Origin of the sequence: Janibacter sp. FSL W8-0316 (assembly GCF_038004165.1) — a bacterium.
Taxonomy (GTDB): Bacteria; Actinomycetota; Actinomycetes; order Actinomycetales; family Dermatophilaceae; genus Janibacter; species Janibacter indicus.
Window position 1 is genome coordinate 3,187,699 of the sequence record NZ_JBBOQX010000001.1, and the last position, 16,202, is coordinate 3,203,900.

Genomic DNA, 16,202 nt, shown 5'->3' on the forward strand with positions numbered 1-16,202 from the left:
CCGCGATGTCAGTCCGGGCGCAGACCGCGCAGGTAGACCTCGACGAGCCAGCCGCCGACATCGGGCACGAGGGCGTGGGCGGCCGCCGGCAGGGGGCGGGTGGTGACGGCCAGGCCCATCTGGAACTGCACGGCGGTGACGTCCTCGCGGACCAGGCCGGCCCCCTTCGCCAGCTCGACGACCTCGCCCACCGCGGCCAGGGCGGCATCGCGGCGCTCGACGATCTGGGGGAGGAGGTCGTCGATGTCGACGCCCTCGACGACGCGGGGCATGAAGGCCGCGACCTTGAGCTCGACCATGTCGGCGGCGAAACCCGGCCACGCCGTGGCGGGGTCGGAGCGCATCGGCTCCAGCCAGCGCCCGCAGAGGTCGTGGATCGTCGTGCTCAGCCACTCGACGACCCCGACGACCAGGTCCTGCTGGGTGGGGAAGTGGCGGTAGAGCGTGCCGGCCCCGACCCCCGCCTGCTCGGCGATCGCGGAGAGGGGGACGTCGGGACCGCGGGTGGCGTAGAGCTCTCGGGTCGCCGCGAGGATCGCGGCGCGGTTGGCGCGGGCGTCGGCGCGCACGGGCGCTCCCTTCGTCGGTGGCGGACTTGCGCCCGACCTTACCGGAGGAATACTCTCCACTTGTAAACGGAGCGAAATCCTCCACTTGACTCAGGAGCAGGCCATGGCCACCACCGCACACCCGCCGACGACGGCGGACTCCCCGTCGAAGCTCGTCGCGATCGTCCTCGGCCTGACCGCCATGGTCGCGCTGATGCTGCTCGCCTTCGCCGCGCCGGCGCTGCACTCCGGCCCCGAGGACCTGCCGCTCGCCGTGAGCGGTCCCGAGCCGGCGACCTCGCAGGTCACCGCCGCCCTGGACGAGCAGGTGCCCGGCGCCTTCGACGTGACCACCTACGCCACCGAGCAGGAGGCCGCGGAGGCCATCACCGACCGCGAGGCCATCGGTGGCATCGCCGTCGGACCGAAGGGGGTGACCGTCCAGACCGCGAGCGGTGCCGGCGCCGCCTACGTCCAGCTGCTCAAGGGCGTCGGCGCCGGCCTCGAGAAGTCCGGCCAGAAGGTCACCTACGTCGAGCTCGCCCCGACGACGACCGACGACCCGCAGGCGGTCGGCGTCTCGACCCTCGGCCTGCCGCTCGTCTTCGGCGGGATGGCCACGGCTGCGCTGCTCCTGCTCGTTTACAAGGGCTCGACCCTCATGCGCTTCGTCGGCGCGACCACCCTCGCCCTGCTCGCGGGCTTCGTCTCCGCCGCGATCCTCCAGCTCGGTTTCGACGCGCTCGACGGCAGCTACTGGCTGACGTCGCTGTCGATCTCCGCGGGCATCCTCGCGATCTCGGCCACCGTCCTCGGCCTCGGCACGCTCCTCGGCACCCCGGGCATCGGCATCGGCGCGCTCACCATGCTCTTCGTCGCCAACCCGCTCTCCGGCCTGGCCAACGGGCCCGACTGGCTGCCCGGTGTCTGGGGCCCGATCGGTCAGCTGCTGCCCGTCGGTGCCGCCGGCTCCCTCGTGCGCTCGGTCGCCTTCTTCGACGGGGGCGGCGCGACCTCCCACCTCGTCGTCCTCGCCTGCTGGATCGTCGGCGGGGTCGCGCTCGCGGGTCTCGGGGTCGCCCGGCAGGGGCGTGGCGCGCACATCGCGGCCGCCGAACGCGAGGGCGCGCAGGCCTCGGCCTGAGCGAGCCCAAGGTTGTGTGTGCAACTGGTAGCCCTGCGGGCCGGCGCGCGCTGAGGGGCGTCGCCGGCGCCCAGGACTACCGGTTCAACACACAACCATCCGTCGGCGCAGTGACGGCGGGCGGTCCGATCCGACGGTCGGCTCGTAGACTTCATCCGATGACCACCTACCTCGACCACGCGGCGACCACGCCGATGACTCCCGCTGCCCGGGAGGCGATGGTCGAGCAGTTGGCGCTCACCGGCAACGCCTCCAGCCTCCACGGCCCCGGCCGCGACGCACGCCGGGTCGTCGAGGAGTCGCGCGAGCGGATCGCCGCCGCCCTCGGGGCGCGGCCGAGCGAGATCGTCTTCACCTCCGGCGGGACCGAGGCCGACAACCTCGCCATCACCGGCTCGCTCCGCGCGGCACGGGCGGCGGACCCCCTTCGTCATCGGGTCGTCGTGAGCGGTGTCGAGCACCACGCGGTCCTCGACGTCGTCGACCACGCGGTCGAGCACGAGGGCGCGCAGGCGACCTTCGTGGCGCCGGGGGAGTGCGGCACCGTCCAGCCCGATGCCGTGCGTGCCGCGATCGAGGAGGACCCCGCGAGCGTCGGGCTCGTCTCCGTCATGTGGGCCAACAACGAGGTCGGCACCGTCCAGGACGTCACGACGATGGCGGCCATCGCCCACGAGCACGGGCTGGCCTTCCACAGCGATGCGGTCCAGGCGGCGGGCCACCTTCCCGTCGACTTCGCCGCGAGCGGCATCGACCTCATGAGCGTCAGCGCGCACAAGTTCGGCGGGCCGCTCGGCATCGGGGCGCTCGTCGCCAAGCGCGACGCGCGGCTCGTCGCCCTGAGCCACGGCGGCGGCCAGGAGCGCGGCGTGCGCTCGGGCACGCTCGACGTGCCGGCCATCCGGGGCTTCGCGGTCGCCCTCACCGAGGCCGTCGAGCACCGCGAGGCCGAGGCCGCCCGCATCGGCGCGCTGCGCGACCGCTTCCTCGCCGGCACCCAGGCGCTCGACCTCGGCATCCGGGTCACCGGCTGCTGGGAGACCGGCGACGTGACGACCCGCCTGCCGGGCAATGCGCACATCACCATCCCGGGGTGCGAGGGCGACTCCATGCTCTACCTGCTCGACGCCGCCGGCGTTGCGGTGTCGACGGGCTCGGCCTGCCAGGCCGGCATCCCGCAGCCCTCGCACGTCGTCCTCGCGATGGGTCGCTCCGAGGAGGAGGCACGCGGCTCGCTGCGCGTGTCCTTCGGCTGGACCTCGACCGAGGCCGATGTCGACGCCGTGCTCGCCGCCCTGCCCGAGGCCATCGCCCGCGCGCGGCGGGCCAGCGGGGCCGCGTGATGCGCGTCGTCGCCGCGATGAGCGGGGGCGTCGACTCGGCGGTCGCCGCCTCCCGGATGATCGAGGCCGGCCACGACGTCGTCGGGGTCCACCTCGCCCTGGCCAAGAACGCCAAGACCCTGCGCGAGGGCGCCCGCGGCTGCTGCACCATCGAGGACGCCGGTGACGCGCGCCGGGTCGCCGACCGGCTCGGCATCCCCTTCTACGTCTGGGACATGGCCACCCCCTTCGCCCGGGACGTCGTCGACGACTTCGTCGCGGAGTACGAGGCCGGCCGCACCCCCAACCCCTGCCTGCGCTGCAACGAGAAGATCAAGTTCGCCGCGCTCCTCGACAAGGCGCTGGCGCTGGGCTTCGACGCCGTGGCGACGGGGCACTACGCACAGATCGTCGACGGGCCCCACGGCCGCGAGCTGCACCGCGCCGTCGACTCCGCCAAGGACCAGTCCTACGTCCTCGGGGTGCTCGACGAGGAGCAGCTGGCGCGCGCCTTCTTCCCCCTCGGCGACACGACGAAGCCGCAGATCCGCGAGGAGGCCGCCGCGCGCGGCTTCGCCGTGGCCAAGAAGCCCGACAGCCACGACATCTGCTTCATCTCCGACGGCGACACCCGCGGCTGGCTGACCCAGCGGCTCGGCGAGCAGCCGGGCGAGATCGTCGACGAAGGCTCCGGCGAGGTCGTCGGTGAGCATCGCGGGGCCTACGGGTTCACCGTCGGCCAGCGCCGCGGGCTCGGCCTGGACCGGTCCGACCTCGACGGGCAGCCGCGCTACGTCACGCGGGTCGAGGCGGCGTCCAACCGGGTCTTCATCGGCACATCGGACCTGCTCGGCACCGACGAGATCGAGGCCGACCACGTGCGCTGGTGCGGCCCGGCGGCCTCGGGGCGGCACCGGCTCGGTGCGCAGATCCGGGCCCACGGCGAGGAGATCCCCGCCACTGCCGAGGTCGTGCCCGACGCTGCTGCCGAAGGGGGTCTGCGTCTCGTGGTCCGTCTCGACGAGGCCGTGCGCGGCGCCGCCCCCGGCCAGTCGATCGTCCTCTACGACGGCACCCGCGTCGTCGGCTCGGGCACCATCGCCCGCGCCGGGCGCGCCGCGAGGACGAGCGCGTGACCCGGGCGTCCGGTGTCGGGTCGTGGCCCGGCACGCGATCGCGCGAGGCCGTCGTCGCCGTCCGCGACCTGCTCGGCGACGGCATCCCGCACCTGCCCGAGCTGCCCGCGCGGGGCGTCGGCGCCGACATGGTCGGCCGGGCCGCGGCCCTGCTCGAGGGGCTGCACGTCGAGACCCAGCCCTACGGGTGGCGCTTCGCGGGTCGTCCCGGCCACGACGAAGGGAGGGCCCGTGCCCTCCTGCGCGAGGACCTCGACGAGCTCGCCGAGGCCTACGACGGCTGGTCCGGCCCGCTCAAGGTCCAGGTGACCGGGCCGTGGACGCTCGGTGGGACCATCGAGCTGCCGCGCGGTGAGCGGGCGGTCGCCGACCACGGTGCGCGGCGCGACCTCGTCGGGTCGCTCGCCGAGGGGCTGCGTGCGCACATCGCCGACGTCGAGCGCCTCGTGCCCGGTGCCGAGGTCATCGTGCAGGTCGACGAGCCGGGGCTGCCGGCGGTGCTCGAGGGGCGGCTGCCGACCGCCTCGGGCTACGGCACGCTGCGCGCGGTCGACCGCTCGGAGGTCCGTGACGGGCTGCGCGCGGTGCTCGACGCGGCCGGGGAGCGGACGACGCTCGTGCACTGCTGCGCCGGCGAGGTGCCGGTACAGCTGGTGCGGGAGAGCGGTGCTCGTGGCATCTCGCTCGACACCTCGCTGCTCGACGGCGCCCGCTGGGAGCAGGTCGCCGAGGCCGTCGAGGCGGGCCTGACCCTGTGGGCCGGCGCGGTGCCGACGACCGGCGGTGACTGGCGCACGGCACGGGAGCGGCTCGTCGGTGCGTGGCAGCGGATCGGGCTGCCACTCCCGTCGCTCGCGGACGTCGTCGTCACACCGGCGTGCGGACTGGCGGAGGCTCCCCCTTCGTCCGCCGTGGCAGCGGTGCGGACCACGACGGATCTTGCCTCGGCCCTCACCGACCTCGCCGCCGGCTGAGCCACCCGCCCCGGCCGGGAAAACCGCGAATGGCCTGGAAAACCGGAGATGACCGCGCTATTGCACGGTCATCTCCGGGTTTCCCGGCCCGCTCTGGATTTCCCGGCCAGAGGCTCGCGGGCTAGAGGCGTCAGGCCTGCGGGGCGTGGATCTCCCGCTTGAGGATCTTGCCCGTCGGGCCCTTGGGCAGCTCGTCGAGGACCCAGATGGTGCGCGGGTACTTGTAGGCCGCGACCCGGTCCTTGACGTACTGCTTGATCTCCTCGAGGTCACCGGAGGCACCCTCGCGCAGCGAGACCGCGGCGCCGACGTCCTCGCCGAGCTCGGGGTGCGGCACGGAGACGACCGCGCACTCGAGGACGTCGGGGTGGGTGTAGAGCACCTCCTCGATCTCGCGCGGGTAGATGTTCATGCCGCCGCGGATGATGAGGTCCTTCTTGCGGTCGACGATCGTGTAGTAGCCGTCCTCGTCGACGCTCGCGATGTCGCCGGTGCGGAACCACCCATCCGGGATCGCGGCCTCGGTCGCCTCGGGCTTGTTCCAGTAGCCCTTCATGACGTTGTCACCGCGGATTGCGATCTCGCCGACGCCCTCACCCGGGCCGACCGCCTGGCCGTCCTCGCCGATGAGCTTCATCTCGCAGCCGGGGATCGCGCGGCCGATCGTGCCGGGCTTGGTCGGCCGGTCGAGCATGTTGAAGGAGGCGACCGGCGAGGTCTCGGACAGGCCGTAGCCCTCGAGCAGGCTGACCTTGAAGGTCTCCTCGAACTCGCGCAGGGTCTCGCCGGGTAGCGACGAGCCGCCGGAGACGCAGGTGCGCAGGGAGGAGGTGTCGGTCTCGGAGACGGCCGGGTGGTGGAGCATCGCGCCGTACATCGTCGGCACGCCCTCGAAGATCGTCACCTGGTCGCGGGCGATGACCTCGAGCGCCTTGCCCGGGTCGAAGCGGGGGATGAGGGTGAGCGTCGCGCCCTGGCGGACCGCGGCGTTGAGCCCGCAGGTCAGGCCGAAGACGTGGAAGAGCGGCAGGCAGCCCATGATGACGTCGTCGGTCTGGATCCCGATGATGTCCTCGGCGCAGCGCTGCGCGTTGAGGTTGAGGTTGTCGTGGGTGAGCTGCGCTCCCTTCGGCCGGCCGGTGGTGCCGGAGGTGTAGAGGATGACGGCGTCGTCGTCGCCGGCACGCTCGGTGGGCGCGGCGATCGGCTCGCCGGCCGGCAGCGCGTCGGCGGCCGGGCCGACGGGGCCCGAGACGATGACCTGGGTGTCGGTGCCCTCGGCACCGGCCTGCGCCTCCGCGGCGAAGTCGCCCCAGACGAAGGAGAACTTCGCGCCGGAGTCGGTGTAGAAGTACTCGATCTCGTTGGCCTTGAGCAGGGGGTTCATCGGCACGACGACGCCACCGGCGAGCAGGGTGCCGTAGAAGAGCACGGGGAAGGCCGGGATGTTGGGCAGGATCAGCGAGACCCGGTCGCCGGGCTCGAGGCCGGCCGCGCGAAGGGAGCCGGCCGCCTGGGCGGCGAGGCCGTGCAGCTGTGACCACGTCAGCTCGGCATCGTCGAGCTTGATGGCCACCTTGTCCGGGTGGGCCTGGGCGGTGGTGACGAGGTTGCTCGCCAGATTCGTCATCGTCAACTCCTGAAGGCTGATTCGGGTGGCCCCATCCAACACGGTCTCCCGCGTGGAGGGAAGGGGGTGTCAGGGGTGTGCGGCAGGATGGTCGGGTGAGCGAGATCCCCGAGACGGACGAGTCCGCGGAGCAGGTCCAGCCGGAGACCCCTGCCGACGTGCCCGACGAGCTGCGCCAGGAGTGGACCGACCTCGCCGAGCAGGCGACGGCCGCGCAGTTCGCCTACCACGTCAAGGACGCCCCCACGATCAGTGATGCCGAGTACGACCGGCTCATCCGTCGGCTGCAGGAGATCGAGGAGGCGCATCCCTCCCTGCGCACTCCCGAGTCGCCGACGCAGCAGGTGGGCGGGGCGATCTTCTCCACCGACTTCACCGCGGTCGACCACCTCGAGCGCATGCTCAGCCTCGACAACGCCTTCGAGGACGACGACCTGATCGCGTGGGCGCAGCGCGTCGAGACCGAGGTCAGCGGGTTCCACTACCTGTGCGAGCTGAAGATCGACGGCGTCGCGATCAACCTGCTCTACGAGGGTGGCAAGCTCACCCGGGCCCTGACCCGCGGCGACGGGCGCACCGGCGAGGACGTCACGCTCAACGTGCGCACCATCGAGGGGATCCCGACCCAGCTCGACGACAGCGTGCACCCCGTGCCCGACCTCGTCGAGATCCGCGGGGAGGTCTTCTTCCGCCTCGAGGACTTCGCCGAGCTCAACGCCGGCCTCGTCGAGGCGGGCAAGGCTCCCTTCGCCAACCCGCGCAACTCCGCCGCGGGATCGTTGCGGCAGAAGGACCCCCGCGTCACGGCTCGCCGCTCGCTGCACATGCTCGTCCACGGTATGGGGCGGCGCGAGGGCTTCGACATCGACAGCCAGAGCCATGCCTACGAGCTCATGGCCGCGTGGGGGCTGCCGACCTCGCCGCACTACCGCGTGCTCGACTCGATCACGCAGGTGCGCGACTTCATCGCCGACGTCGAACGGCAGCGTCACGACTACGACCACGAGATCGACGGTGTCGTCGTCAAGGTCGACGAGATCGCCGTGCAGCGCCGCCTCGGGTCGACCTCGCGGGCCCCGCGCTGGGCCATCGCGTGGAAGTACCCGCCGGAGGAGGTCAACACCACGCTCCTGGACATCCAGGTCAACGTCGGGCGCACGGGGCGGGTGACCCCCTTCGGGGTCATGGAGCCGGTGACCGTCGCCGGGTCGACCGTCTCGATGGCCACGCTGCACAACGGCCACGAGGTCAAGCGCAAGGGTGTGCTCATCGGCGACACCGTCGTGCTGCGCAAGGCGGGCGACGTCATCCCCGAGATCCTCGGTCCGGTCGTCGAGCTGCGCGACGGGAGCGAGCGCGAGTTCGTCATGCCGACGCACTGCCCGTCCTGCGGCACGAAGCTCGCCCCGCAGAAGGAGGGCGACAAGGACATCCGCTGCCCCAACTCGCGCACCTGCCCCAGCCAGCTGCGCGAGCGGCTGTCGTCGCTCGCCGGGCGGGGCGCCTTCGACATCGAGGCGCTCGGCTGGGAGGGCGCGGTCGGGCTGCTCGACTCCGGCGTGCTCACCGACGAGGGTGGGCTCTTCGGCCTGACGGCGCAGGACGTCGCACGCGTACCGCTCTTCACGCGGGCGGCGAAGAAGACCGACCCGGAGGAGGCCGTCCACGACGGTCGGGTCCTGTCGGCCAACGGCGCCAAGCTCGTCGACAACCTCCAGCAGGCCAAGCAGCAGCCGCTGTGGCGGGTGCTCGTCGCGCTGTCGATCCGGCACGTCGGGCCGACGGCCGCACGGGCCCTGGCGCAGCACTTCGGCTCGATGGCCGCGATCCGCGAGGCCGACGAGGAGGCCCTCGCCGACGTCGAGGGCGTCGGGCCGACGATCGCCGCCTCGGTGCGCGAGTGGTTCGACGGCGAGGGCAACGACTGGCACCGCGGCATCGTCGACCAGTGGGCCGCCGACGGCGTGCGCATGGAGGACGAGCGCGACGAGTCGATCCGGCAGACCCTCGAGGGCGTCACGGTCGTCGTCACCGGCTCGCTCGAGCGCTACTCCCGCGACTCCGCCAAGGAGGCGATCCTCGAGCGCGGCGGCAAGGCCTCGGGCTCGGTGAGCAAGAAGACCGACTGGGTCGTCGTCGGCGACAACGCCGGCTCCAAGGAGGCCAAGGCCCGCGAGCTCGGCCGCCCGATCCTCACCGAGGAGGAGTTCACCGAGCTGCTCGAGACGGGTGCCGTGGCGCGCTTCGCCGAGGGTGATGGCGAAGGGGGCGACAGCGCCGGTGACACGGACGGCGCCGACGGATGAGCGGCATCGACCGGGCCACCGCCCAGTGGTACGTCGACACCGCCCTGGCCAAGCTGCTCGCCCGGGCCGACGAGCTCGCCGACGCCGGGGGTGACGAGCTGCTCTCCCGCCGTCCGGACGTCGAGGGGGCCAACAGCGTCTACGCGCTCGTCGTCCACTGCTGCGGCGTCATGGAGCGCTGGGGCGGTGAGACGATCGCCGGGCGGCAGATCCATCGCGACCGGGCCGCGGAGTTCACCGCGACGGGCACCATCGACCAGCTCGAGGCGCTCGTCGCCGCCCAGCGGCGGCGCTGGGTCGAGGACCTCGCCGACTACGACGCCGGCGCAGCGCCGCGCGGTCCCGACGGTTGGGAGGAGGGTGACCCCGAGCCGACGACGCAGGGCTTCATCGTCCTGCACGTCATCGAGGAGCTCTACCAGCACCTCGGCCACGTCGACCTGACCGTCGACCTCGTGCACGATCGCTGAACCCGGCCGACACGGCCGCGAGGCCCGTGCACCAGGGGTAGTCCAGAGGCGAAAGGGGCCCTGCCAACGGCATGAGATGCACCAGGACGACCGCTTGTGCACGGCACGCCGTACACCGGGGTCGCGCCTGTCGTTGGCGCACAGGGGCCCGACCTCACTACGGTCGGGGGGTGAGCACCGAGAGCACGACCCCTGACGCGCCCGAGACCTCCGAGACGACCGAGCCGGAGGGCCCGACCTTCGCCGACCTCGGCCTTGACGACCGGGTCGTGCGGTCCCTGCGGGACATCGGCTACGAGCGGCCCTCGCCGATCCAGGCCGCGACCATCCCGGCGCTGCTCGAGGGGCGACACGTCGTGGGCCTCGCGCAGACCGGCACCGGCAAGACGGCGGCCTTCGCGCTGCCGGTCCTCAGCCGGCTCGACCCCAAGCAGAAGGCCCCGCAGGCGCTCATCCTCGCCCCGACCCGCGAACTCGCGCTGCAGGTCTGCGAGGCGATCGAGAAGTACTCGGCCCGCATGCCCGGCGTGCGCGTCCTGCCGGTCTACGGAGGGCAGGGCTACGGGGTGCAGCTGAGCGCGCTGCGCCGCGGCGTGCACATCGTCGTCGGCACGCCCGGACGCATCATGGACCACCTCGACAAGGGCACGCTCGACCTGTCGCAGCTGCGCTTCCTCGTCCTCGACGAGGCCGACGAGATGCTCAAGATGGGCTTCGCCGAGGACGTCGAGACGATCCTCGCGGCGACGCCCGAGGACAAGCACGTCGCCCTCTTCAGCGCGACGATGCCCGCGCAGATCCGCCGCATCTCCCAGAAGTACCTCACCGATGCCCTCGAGATCACCGTCGAGCGCAAGACGACGACCGCACCCAACATCACCCAGCGGCACCTCTTCGTCTCCTACCCGCAGAAGGTCGAGGCGCTCACCCGGATCCTCGAGGTGGAGAACTTCGAGGCGATGATCGTCTTCGTCCGCACCAAGAACGAGACCGAGACCCTCGCCGAGAAGTTGCGGGCGCGCGGGTTCTCCGCCGCCGCGATCAACGGCGACGTCGCCCAGGCCCAGCGCGAGCGGACGGTCAGCCAGCTCAAGTCCGGCAAGCTCGACATCCTCGTCGCGACCGACGTCGCCGCCCGCGGCCTCGACGTCGAGCGGATCAGCCACGTCGTCAACTACGACATCCCGACCGACACCGAGTCCTACGTCCACCGGATCGGGCGCACCGGCCGCGCCGGGCGCTCTGGTGACGCGATCTCCTTCGTCACGCCCCGCGAGCGGCACCTGCTCAAGGCGATCGAGAAGGCCACCCGCACCACGCTCACCGAGATGTCGATGCCGAGCGCGGAGGACATCAACGCCAGCCGGCTGGGGCGCTTTGACGACCGGATCACCGCGGCCCTCGCCTCGCCCGACCTGTCGACCTTCCGTGACGTCGTCGGGCACTACGTGCGCGAGCACGACGTGCCGGAGAGTGACGTCGCGGCCGCGCTGGCGATCGTCCTCCAGGGGGACGAGCCGATGCTCCTCGACCCCGACCCGGTGCGTCCGCCGCGTCGGGAGCGGGACGAGCGCGGACCACGTCGTGACCGGGGCGAAGGGGGACGCCGCGGTGACCGGGGGCCGCGCGGCTCCTCGGGCCCCATGGCCTCGTACCGGATCGCGGTCGGTCGCCGGCACAAGGTCGAGCCGCGGCAGATCGTCGGCGCCCTGGCCAACGAAGGGGGCCTGCGTCGCGAGGACTTCGGCCACATCGACATCCGCGGCGACCACTCGATCGTCGAGCTGCCCGCGACCCTGCCCGAGGGCACGGCCGATCGGCTGCAGAGCACCCGGATCTCGGGGCAGCTCATCGAGCTGCGCGAGTGGCAGGAGCGCGGTGGCGCTCGTGGCGGGCCGCGCCGTGACAAGCCCTACGGCAAGAAGCCCTACGAGAAGAAGTCCTACGACAAGAAGCCGCACCGCAAGGGCCGTCGGGACTGATGCCGGCCGAGCTCGACCCGGTGGACCGGCTGCTCCTCGACGAGCTGGGTGAGGTCCCCGCGGGGCGGGTCGCCGTGCTCGGCGACGACACCGGCGCGCTCGCGACCGCGCTCGTGGAGCACGCGGGCGAGCGGGTCGTCGCGCACTGCGACTCGCTCGTCGCGGAGCGTCGGGTGGCCCGGGCGCTGGCCGCAGCCGCGGTTGGGGGAGAGGCGGTGCCGACCCTCGCCGAGGCGCTCACCGATGCCGCACTCGTCGTGCTCCGCCTGCCGAAGTCGCTCGACGCCCTCGACGAGATCGCCCGCACCGCAACGCTGCTCGGCACGGCCGATGTGCGCGTCGTGGCCGGTGGTCGCGTCAAGCACATGACCCCGTCGATGAACGACGTGCTGGGCGCGAGCTTCGAGCGGGTGCACGCCAGCCTCGGCCGGCAGAAGTCGCGCGTGCTGCACGCCGCCGGTCCACGCGCCGTCGAGCAGGTCTGGCCGAAGCATCGGCACCACGCCGACCTCGACCTCACGGTCCACGCGTTCGGCGCGGCCTTCGCCGGGACACGCATCGACGCGGGCACGCGACTGCTCCTGGGGCAGCTCGACGGGCTTGCCGACACCGACGGCACCGTCGTCGACCTCGGGTGCGGCACAGGGGTGCTCGCGTCCGTGCTGGCCCGACGCTTCGACGACGTGGTCGCGATCGACGTCTCCGCAGCGGCCGTGGCATCGGCCCGCCTGACGACCGCCGGTGCGGTCGACGTGCGCCGAGGTGACGGGCTCACGGGCCTGGCCGACGCGTCCGTGGCCACGATCGTGAGCAATCCCCCCTTCCACGTCGGCACCGCGAAGGACTCGACGCCGACGCTGGCGATGATCGCCGACGCCGCGCGCGTCCTCGTCCCCGGCGGCGAGCTCGTGCTCGTCTACAACTCGCACCTGCCGTATCTGCCGCGGCTGCGCGAGGTCGGGCTGACCGAGATCCTCGCCCGCGACCGCAGCTATCTGGTCACCCGCACCGTGCGGGCATGACGAAGGGGGGTGCGCCGACCGGTGCACCCCCCTTCGCGCTCGTGCAGTCGGGTCAGCCGAGCGCCTTGACGGCGGCGTCGTAGTCCGGCTCCTGGGTGATCTCCGGGACGAGCTCGGTGTACAGGACCTTGCCGTCGGCGTCGAGGACGACGACCGAACGGGCGAGCAGGCCGGCCATCGGCCCGTCGGCCATCGTGACGCCGTAGTCCTTGCCGAAGGTGGAGCGGAAGGCCGAGCCGACCTTGACCTTGTCGATGCCCTCCGCGCCGCAGAAGCGGGCCTGGGCGAAGGGGAGGTCCTGGCTGACGTTGACGACGGTCGTGTTGTCGAGGCTCGCGGCGAGCTCGTTGAACTTGCGCACGCTCGCGGCGCAGACACCGGTGTCGATGCTGGGAAAGATGTTGAGCACGACGCGGCCCGGCACGTCGGCGGAGGTCAGCGCGGAGAGACCCTCGCCGACGAGGTCGAAGCTCGGCGCCTGCGCGCCGACGGCCGGCAGCTCGCCGACGGTGTTGACGGGGTTGCCCTTGAATGCGGTGGTAGCCATGCCCCATGCCTACACCCCGAAGGGGGTCGAGGCCACCTGCGGTCTGCGGAGCGGTCAGCCCACGAGGGCCTTGACCCCGAGCGCGAGGGGGACGAGGACGAGTGCGGACAGGCCCATCGCGCCCATGACGAGCGCACCCTTGGTCTCGGAGTCGAGCGCCTCACGCCAGCCAGCGCGCCCCAGGATCTCCTTGACCGGCACGTTGATCTCGGCGGTGGAGAACTCGTAGTCGACCTGCTTCCGGAAGCCCTCGAGCCCGAGGGACCACTCCTTGCGCCGGGTGTAGGTGAACTCCCGGCCGGAGCTCACCGCGATCTGGGCGCCGAGGCCGGTGACCCCGGCGTGCGACTCGACCTGCCGCGACTCGTCGGTGCGCTTGACGACCCCGGGCTTGTCCGTGGGGGTGAAGCGGGCGACGAAGGCGTGCTCGAGGTGCCGGCGGGTCGCGAGGTGCTGCCAGCGCGCGTCGGCGAGGTCGGCGTGCACGAGCACGGAGTGGCCGTTGGAGCGCACGACGTAGGGCGTGTCCTCAAGGCGGTGGCCAAGGCCGGTGCCAGCCACTCGTAGGGCCACGGGGCGCTCTTGTCGGTCGCCGGGGGCAGGGGTGTGGTGGGCGGCGTGACGACGACGTGCTCGTCGGCCGTGGCGTCGGGGTCGATCTCGCGGAGGAAGCCGATGAAGGCGACGAGGGTGACGACGACGGCGATGCCCCAGACGACGCCCCAGCCGAGCGCGGGCCAGGTCTGCCCGTCGGAGAGGAAGAGCCAGACCCCGCCGGCCAGGGCGAAGCTGAAGGCGACGAGTGCCGCGACGAAGGTGACGAGCTTGCGCAGGCGGCTCGTCATGCGGGCAGCGGCCCCGGGCCCGGGACGTGGTCGCCGTGGCCGTCGGCGCGCAGCCGCGAGCGCAGTCGCTCGGCCGACTCGTCGAAGCGCTCGTCGGTGACGTCGCGCATCGGGGTGTGCGGGTCGAAGTCGTCGGGGGAGAAGGCCGGCCAGGTGTGGATGTGCAGGTGGGGCACGAGGAAGCCCTCGAGGAGCATGCCGACCCGCGGCGCCTCCCACTCGGCCTGCTGGGCCCGGCCGATGATGCCGGCCACCCGCTGCAGGTGCGCCCACGTCTGCTCGTCGGCGTCGGTCCACTGCTCGATCTCGGCGCGCGGCACGACCATGGTGTGCCCGTCGGTCAGGGGCTCGATCGTCAGGAAGGCCACGCAGGTCTCGTCGGACCACACGAACCGTCCGGGGATCTCACCCTCGATGATCTTCGTGAAGAGTGTCGCCATGCCGCCCACCCTATGAGTCCGGTGGCTCAGGTGTGACGAGCGCAGCGAGGAGCCTCGACGCCCCTTGGCACCTACAGTGGAGTCATGCCGCAGGTCAGCGCAGATGTGCACGTGCCGGTCCCGCCGGACCTCGCCTTCGCCGTGTCCCAGACGACGGGGGCGGTCCGTCGCCGGTGGGACCCCTTCATCCGCGAGCAGCGCTTCCTCGACGGGGCGAGCGAGCCGGGGGTGGGGGTGCGCACCTTCACCCGGTCCTCCTTCGCCGGACCGCTCTCGCCGAGCATGGTCAGCGAGTACGCCTCGTGGCGGCCGCCGACCTCGGCGGGGATGACGATGGTCCGCGGCCCGTGGTTCTTCGGGCGCTTCGGCGGCGGGTGGCGCTTCCAGCCCGATGGTGACGGCACCCTCGCGGTGTGGAAGTACACCTACGACGTCCGCCCGTCGTGGCTGCAGCCGCTCGCGCACCCGATCGGGCAGTGGCTCCTCGGCCGGGAGATCACCCGGCGCATCGAGGGCTTCGCCGCCGGGTGCCGTGACGAGGTGGTGCTCGCGGCGGCCCGGGCGGACATGGTCCGTCGTGCCGAGGCGATGCAGGACGAAGGGGGGAGGTCGGCGTGAGCACCCCCCCTTCGAGGCTCGTCCCTCGCACCTCAGGACAGCGCCTTCGCCTGGCCGGATGCCAGTGGACCGCGACCGGTGACCCGGCCGCCAACCTCGTCACGCTCGGGGAGTGGACCGCCCGGGCCGCGGACGCCGGTGCCCGCCTCGTCGTCCACCCGGAGGCGGCGATGGCCTCCTTCGCGGGGCGGCTCGACACCGCCGCCGAGCCGCTCGACGGGCGCTTCGCCGACGGGGTGCGTGAGGTGGCTGCGCGGCACGGGGTGACCCTCGTCGTCGGGATGTTCACCCCCGCCGACGAGATCACGACCGCCGAGGGCAAGGATCGCGCGCGGGTCCACAACACGCTGCTCGTCACCGGTGGCGGGGTCGAGGAGACGACCTACCGCAAGATCCATCTCTACGACGCCTTCGGCAGCCGCGAGTCCGACACCGTCGCGCCCGGCGAGCAGGTGCGCACGGTCGACGTCGACGGCTGGTCCGTCGGGCTCGCCACCTGCTACGACGTGCGCTTCGCCGATCAGTTCACGCAGCTGGGCCGGCGCGGCGCCGAGCTCGTCGTGCTGCCGGCCTCGTGGGGCGACGGGCCGGGCAAGGCGAGCCAGTGGGACCTGCTCACCCGGGCCCGTGCGCACGACGCCCAGACCTGGCTGCTCGCCGTCGATCAGGCGTGGACCCCGGACTCGGTCGACGGTCCCTATGGCATCGGCCGCTCGGTCCTCGCCGACCCGACCGGCGAGGTGCGCGCCCGCCTCGGCGGGGGAGAGGACGTGCTCGTCGCCGAGATCGACCGCGAGACGGTGGCCCGCACCCGCGGGACCATCCCGATCCTCTAGCCGCGCAGTGGTGGCGCCACGCGAGCACCGAGGACGCCGCCCCCTTCGCCGGAACCTAGACTGTCCCGCATGGCTGACCTCTCTCGCGACGACGTGGCGCATCTGGCCTCGTTGGCCCGTATCGACCTCTCCGACGCCGAGCTCGACCGCATGGTCGGCGAGCTCGGGACCATCATCTCCTCCGTCGAGGCCGTGCAGCAGGCTCCGATCGAGGGCGTCGAGCCGATGAGCCACCCGATGCCGATCGTCAACGTCACCCGGCCCGATGTCGTGCGTCCCTCGCTCACCCCCGAGCAGGCCCTGGCGATGGCGCCGGCCTCCGAGGTCGGGCGCTTCGCCGTGCCGCGCATCCTGACCGAAGACTGAGCCCGAAGGACCCCAC

The 16,202-nt window shown here is 72.5% G+C and carries 16 protein-coding genes; 11 read left to right on the forward strand and 5 right to left on the reverse strand.

Annotated elements, in window-relative coordinates:
• Nucleotides 1–8: 8 nt before the first annotated feature.
• Complete coding sequence (locus NYE39_RS15625) at nucleotides 9–569, reverse strand: TetR/AcrR family transcriptional regulator (protein ID WP_072624045.1); 561 nt, start codon at nucleotides 567–569, stop codon at nucleotides 9–11.
• A 103-nt stretch (nucleotides 570–672) separates the two neighbouring features.
• Between NYE39_RS15625 and NYE39_RS15630 the strand changes: the two genes are divergently transcribed.
• From NYE39_RS15630 to NYE39_RS15645, 4 genes are all read left to right on the forward strand, one after another.
• Nucleotides 673–1,692, forward strand: a complete 1,020-nt coding sequence (locus NYE39_RS15630) for a hypothetical protein (protein ID WP_072624046.1) — start codon at nucleotides 673–675, stop codon at nucleotides 1,690–1,692.
• Between the two features lie 158 nt (nucleotides 1,693–1,850).
• Entirely contained in the window at nucleotides 1,851–3,035 is a 1,185-nt protein-coding gene (locus tag NYE39_RS15635; protein WP_072624047.1) for a cysteine desulfurase family protein, read from the forward strand.
• Nucleotides 3,035–4,150: a tRNA 2-thiouridine(34) synthase MnmA gene (mnmA, locus tag NYE39_RS15640; RefSeq protein ID WP_072624048.1), complete on the forward strand. Its 1,116-nt coding sequence runs from the start codon at nucleotides 3,035–3,037 to the stop codon at nucleotides 4,148–4,150. Before NYE39_RS15635 ends, mnmA begins: the two co-directional genes overlap by 1 nt.
• Nucleotides 4,147–5,124 (forward strand): methionine synthase, encoded by a 978-nt coding sequence (locus NYE39_RS15645; RefSeq protein WP_072624049.1) that lies wholly within the window; start codon nucleotides 4,147–4,149, stop codon nucleotides 5,122–5,124. Before mnmA ends, NYE39_RS15645 begins: the two co-directional genes overlap by 4 nt.
• Before the next feature lie 130 nt (nucleotides 5,125–5,254).
• Here NYE39_RS15645 and NYE39_RS15650 read toward each other — a convergent pair whose 3' ends face one another.
• Nucleotides 5,255–6,754, reverse strand: a complete 1,500-nt coding sequence (locus NYE39_RS15650) for a long-chain-fatty-acid--CoA ligase (RefSeq protein WP_341013245.1) — start codon at nucleotides 6,752–6,754, stop codon at nucleotides 5,255–5,257.
• A 95-nt stretch (nucleotides 6,755–6,849) separates the two neighbouring features.
• Between NYE39_RS15650 and ligA the strand changes: the two genes are divergently transcribed.
• The 4 genes from ligA to NYE39_RS15670 all read left to right on the forward strand — a co-directional run bounded on the left by ligA (nucleotide 6,850) and on the right by NYE39_RS15670 (nucleotide 12,534).
• Nucleotides 6,850–9,060, forward strand: a complete 2,211-nt coding sequence (ligA, locus tag NYE39_RS15655; RefSeq protein WP_341013246.1) for an NAD-dependent DNA ligase LigA — start codon at nucleotides 6,850–6,852, stop codon at nucleotides 9,058–9,060.
• Entirely contained in the window at nucleotides 9,057–9,530 is a 474-nt protein-coding gene (locus NYE39_RS15660) for a mycothiol transferase (RefSeq protein WP_084449411.1), read from the forward strand. The genes ligA and NYE39_RS15660 overlap by 4 nt, the downstream gene beginning before the upstream one ends.
• A gap of 170 nt (nucleotides 9,531–9,700) precedes the next feature.
• Nucleotides 9,701–11,512 carry a DEAD/DEAH box helicase gene (locus tag NYE39_RS15665; protein ID WP_341013247.1) on the forward strand — a complete coding sequence of 604 codons (1,812 nt, stop codon included), beginning with the start codon at nucleotides 9,701–9,703 and terminating at the stop codon, nucleotides 11,510–11,512.
• The gene (locus NYE39_RS15670) at nucleotides 11,512–12,534 is read left to right on the forward strand and encodes a class I SAM-dependent methyltransferase (RefSeq protein WP_341013248.1); all 1,023 of its coding nucleotides are present in this window, start codon (nucleotides 11,512–11,514) and stop codon (nucleotides 12,532–12,534) included. The genes NYE39_RS15665 and NYE39_RS15670 overlap by 1 nt, the downstream gene beginning before the upstream one ends.
• A gap of 52 nt (nucleotides 12,535–12,586) precedes the next feature.
• Here the strand turns inward: NYE39_RS15670 and tpx are convergent, their stop codons facing one another.
• The 3 genes from tpx to NYE39_RS15685 form a co-directional block, all read right to left on the reverse strand.
• Nucleotides 12,587–13,081, reverse strand: a complete 495-nt coding sequence (gene tpx / locus NYE39_RS15675; RefSeq protein ID WP_341013249.1) for a thiol peroxidase — start codon at nucleotides 13,079–13,081, stop codon at nucleotides 12,587–12,589.
• Between the two features lie 54 nt (nucleotides 13,082–13,135).
• Nucleotides 13,136–13,654 (reverse strand): hypothetical protein, encoded by a 519-nt coding sequence (locus tag NYE39_RS15680; protein WP_341013250.1) that lies wholly within the window; start codon nucleotides 13,652–13,654, stop codon nucleotides 13,136–13,138.
• A gap of 268 nt (nucleotides 13,655–13,922) precedes the next feature.
• Complete coding sequence (locus NYE39_RS15685; protein WP_341013251.1) at nucleotides 13,923–14,366, reverse strand: HIT family protein; 444 nt, start codon at nucleotides 14,364–14,366, stop codon at nucleotides 13,923–13,925.
• Nucleotides 14,367–14,450: 84 nt separating this feature from the next.
• Here NYE39_RS15685 and NYE39_RS15690 point away from each other — a divergent pair, with 84 nt between their 5' ends.
• The 3 genes from NYE39_RS15690 (at nucleotide 14,451) to gatC (ending at nucleotide 16,186) form a co-directional block, all read left to right on the forward strand.
• Complete coding sequence (locus NYE39_RS15690) at nucleotides 14,451–14,984, forward strand: type II toxin-antitoxin system RatA family toxin (RefSeq protein ID WP_192911665.1); 534 nt, start codon at nucleotides 14,451–14,453, stop codon at nucleotides 14,982–14,984.
• Nucleotides 14,981–15,820: a carbon-nitrogen hydrolase family protein gene (locus tag NYE39_RS15695; RefSeq protein WP_226283030.1), complete on the forward strand. Its 840-nt coding sequence runs from the start codon at nucleotides 14,981–14,983 to the stop codon at nucleotides 15,818–15,820. The genes NYE39_RS15690 and NYE39_RS15695 overlap by 4 nt, the downstream gene beginning before the upstream one ends.
• Nucleotides 15,821–15,889: 69 nt before the next feature.
• Nucleotides 15,890–16,186, forward strand: a complete 297-nt coding sequence (gene gatC / locus NYE39_RS15700) for an Asp-tRNA(Asn)/Glu-tRNA(Gln) amidotransferase subunit GatC (protein WP_072624058.1) — start codon at nucleotides 15,890–15,892, stop codon at nucleotides 16,184–16,186.
• Nucleotides 16,187–16,202: the final 16 nt, after the last annotated feature.

Bases quoted from the DNA above. Each gene is read 5' to 3' on its own strand.
- NYE39_RS15630 (WP_072624046.1), top strand. From the start codon at position 673: ATGGCCACCACCGCACACCCGCCGACGACGGCGGACTCCCCGTCGAAG.
- NYE39_RS15635 (WP_072624047.1), top strand. From the start codon at position 1,851: ATGACCACCTACCTCGACCACGCGGCGACCACGCCGATGACTCCCGCT.
- mnmA (WP_072624048.1), top strand. From the start codon at position 3,035: ATGCGCGTCGTCGCCGCGATGAGCGGGGGCGTCGACTCGGCGGTCGCC.
- NYE39_RS15650 (WP_341013245.1), bottom strand. From the start codon at position 6,754: ATGACGAATCTGGCGAGCAACCTCGTCACCACCGCCCAGGCCCACCCG.
- NYE39_RS15660 (WP_084449411.1), top strand. From the start codon at position 9,057: ATGAGCGGCATCGACCGGGCCACCGCCCAGTGGTACGTCGACACCGCC.
- NYE39_RS15670 (WP_341013248.1), top strand. From the start codon at position 11,512: ATGCCGGCCGAGCTCGACCCGGTGGACCGGCTGCTCCTCGACGAGCTG.
- tpx (WP_341013249.1), bottom strand. From the start codon at position 13,081: ATGGCTACCACCGCATTCAAGGGCAACCCCGTCAACACCGTCGGCGAG.
- NYE39_RS15685 (WP_341013251.1), bottom strand. From the start codon at position 14,366: ATGGCGACACTCTTCACGAAGATCATCGAGGGTGAGATCCCCGGACGG.
- NYE39_RS15690 (WP_192911665.1), top strand. From the start codon at position 14,451: ATGCCGCAGGTCAGCGCAGATGTGCACGTGCCGGTCCCGCCGGACCTC.
- gatC (WP_072624058.1), top strand. From the start codon at position 15,890: ATGGCTGACCTCTCTCGCGACGACGTGGCGCATCTGGCCTCGTTGGCC.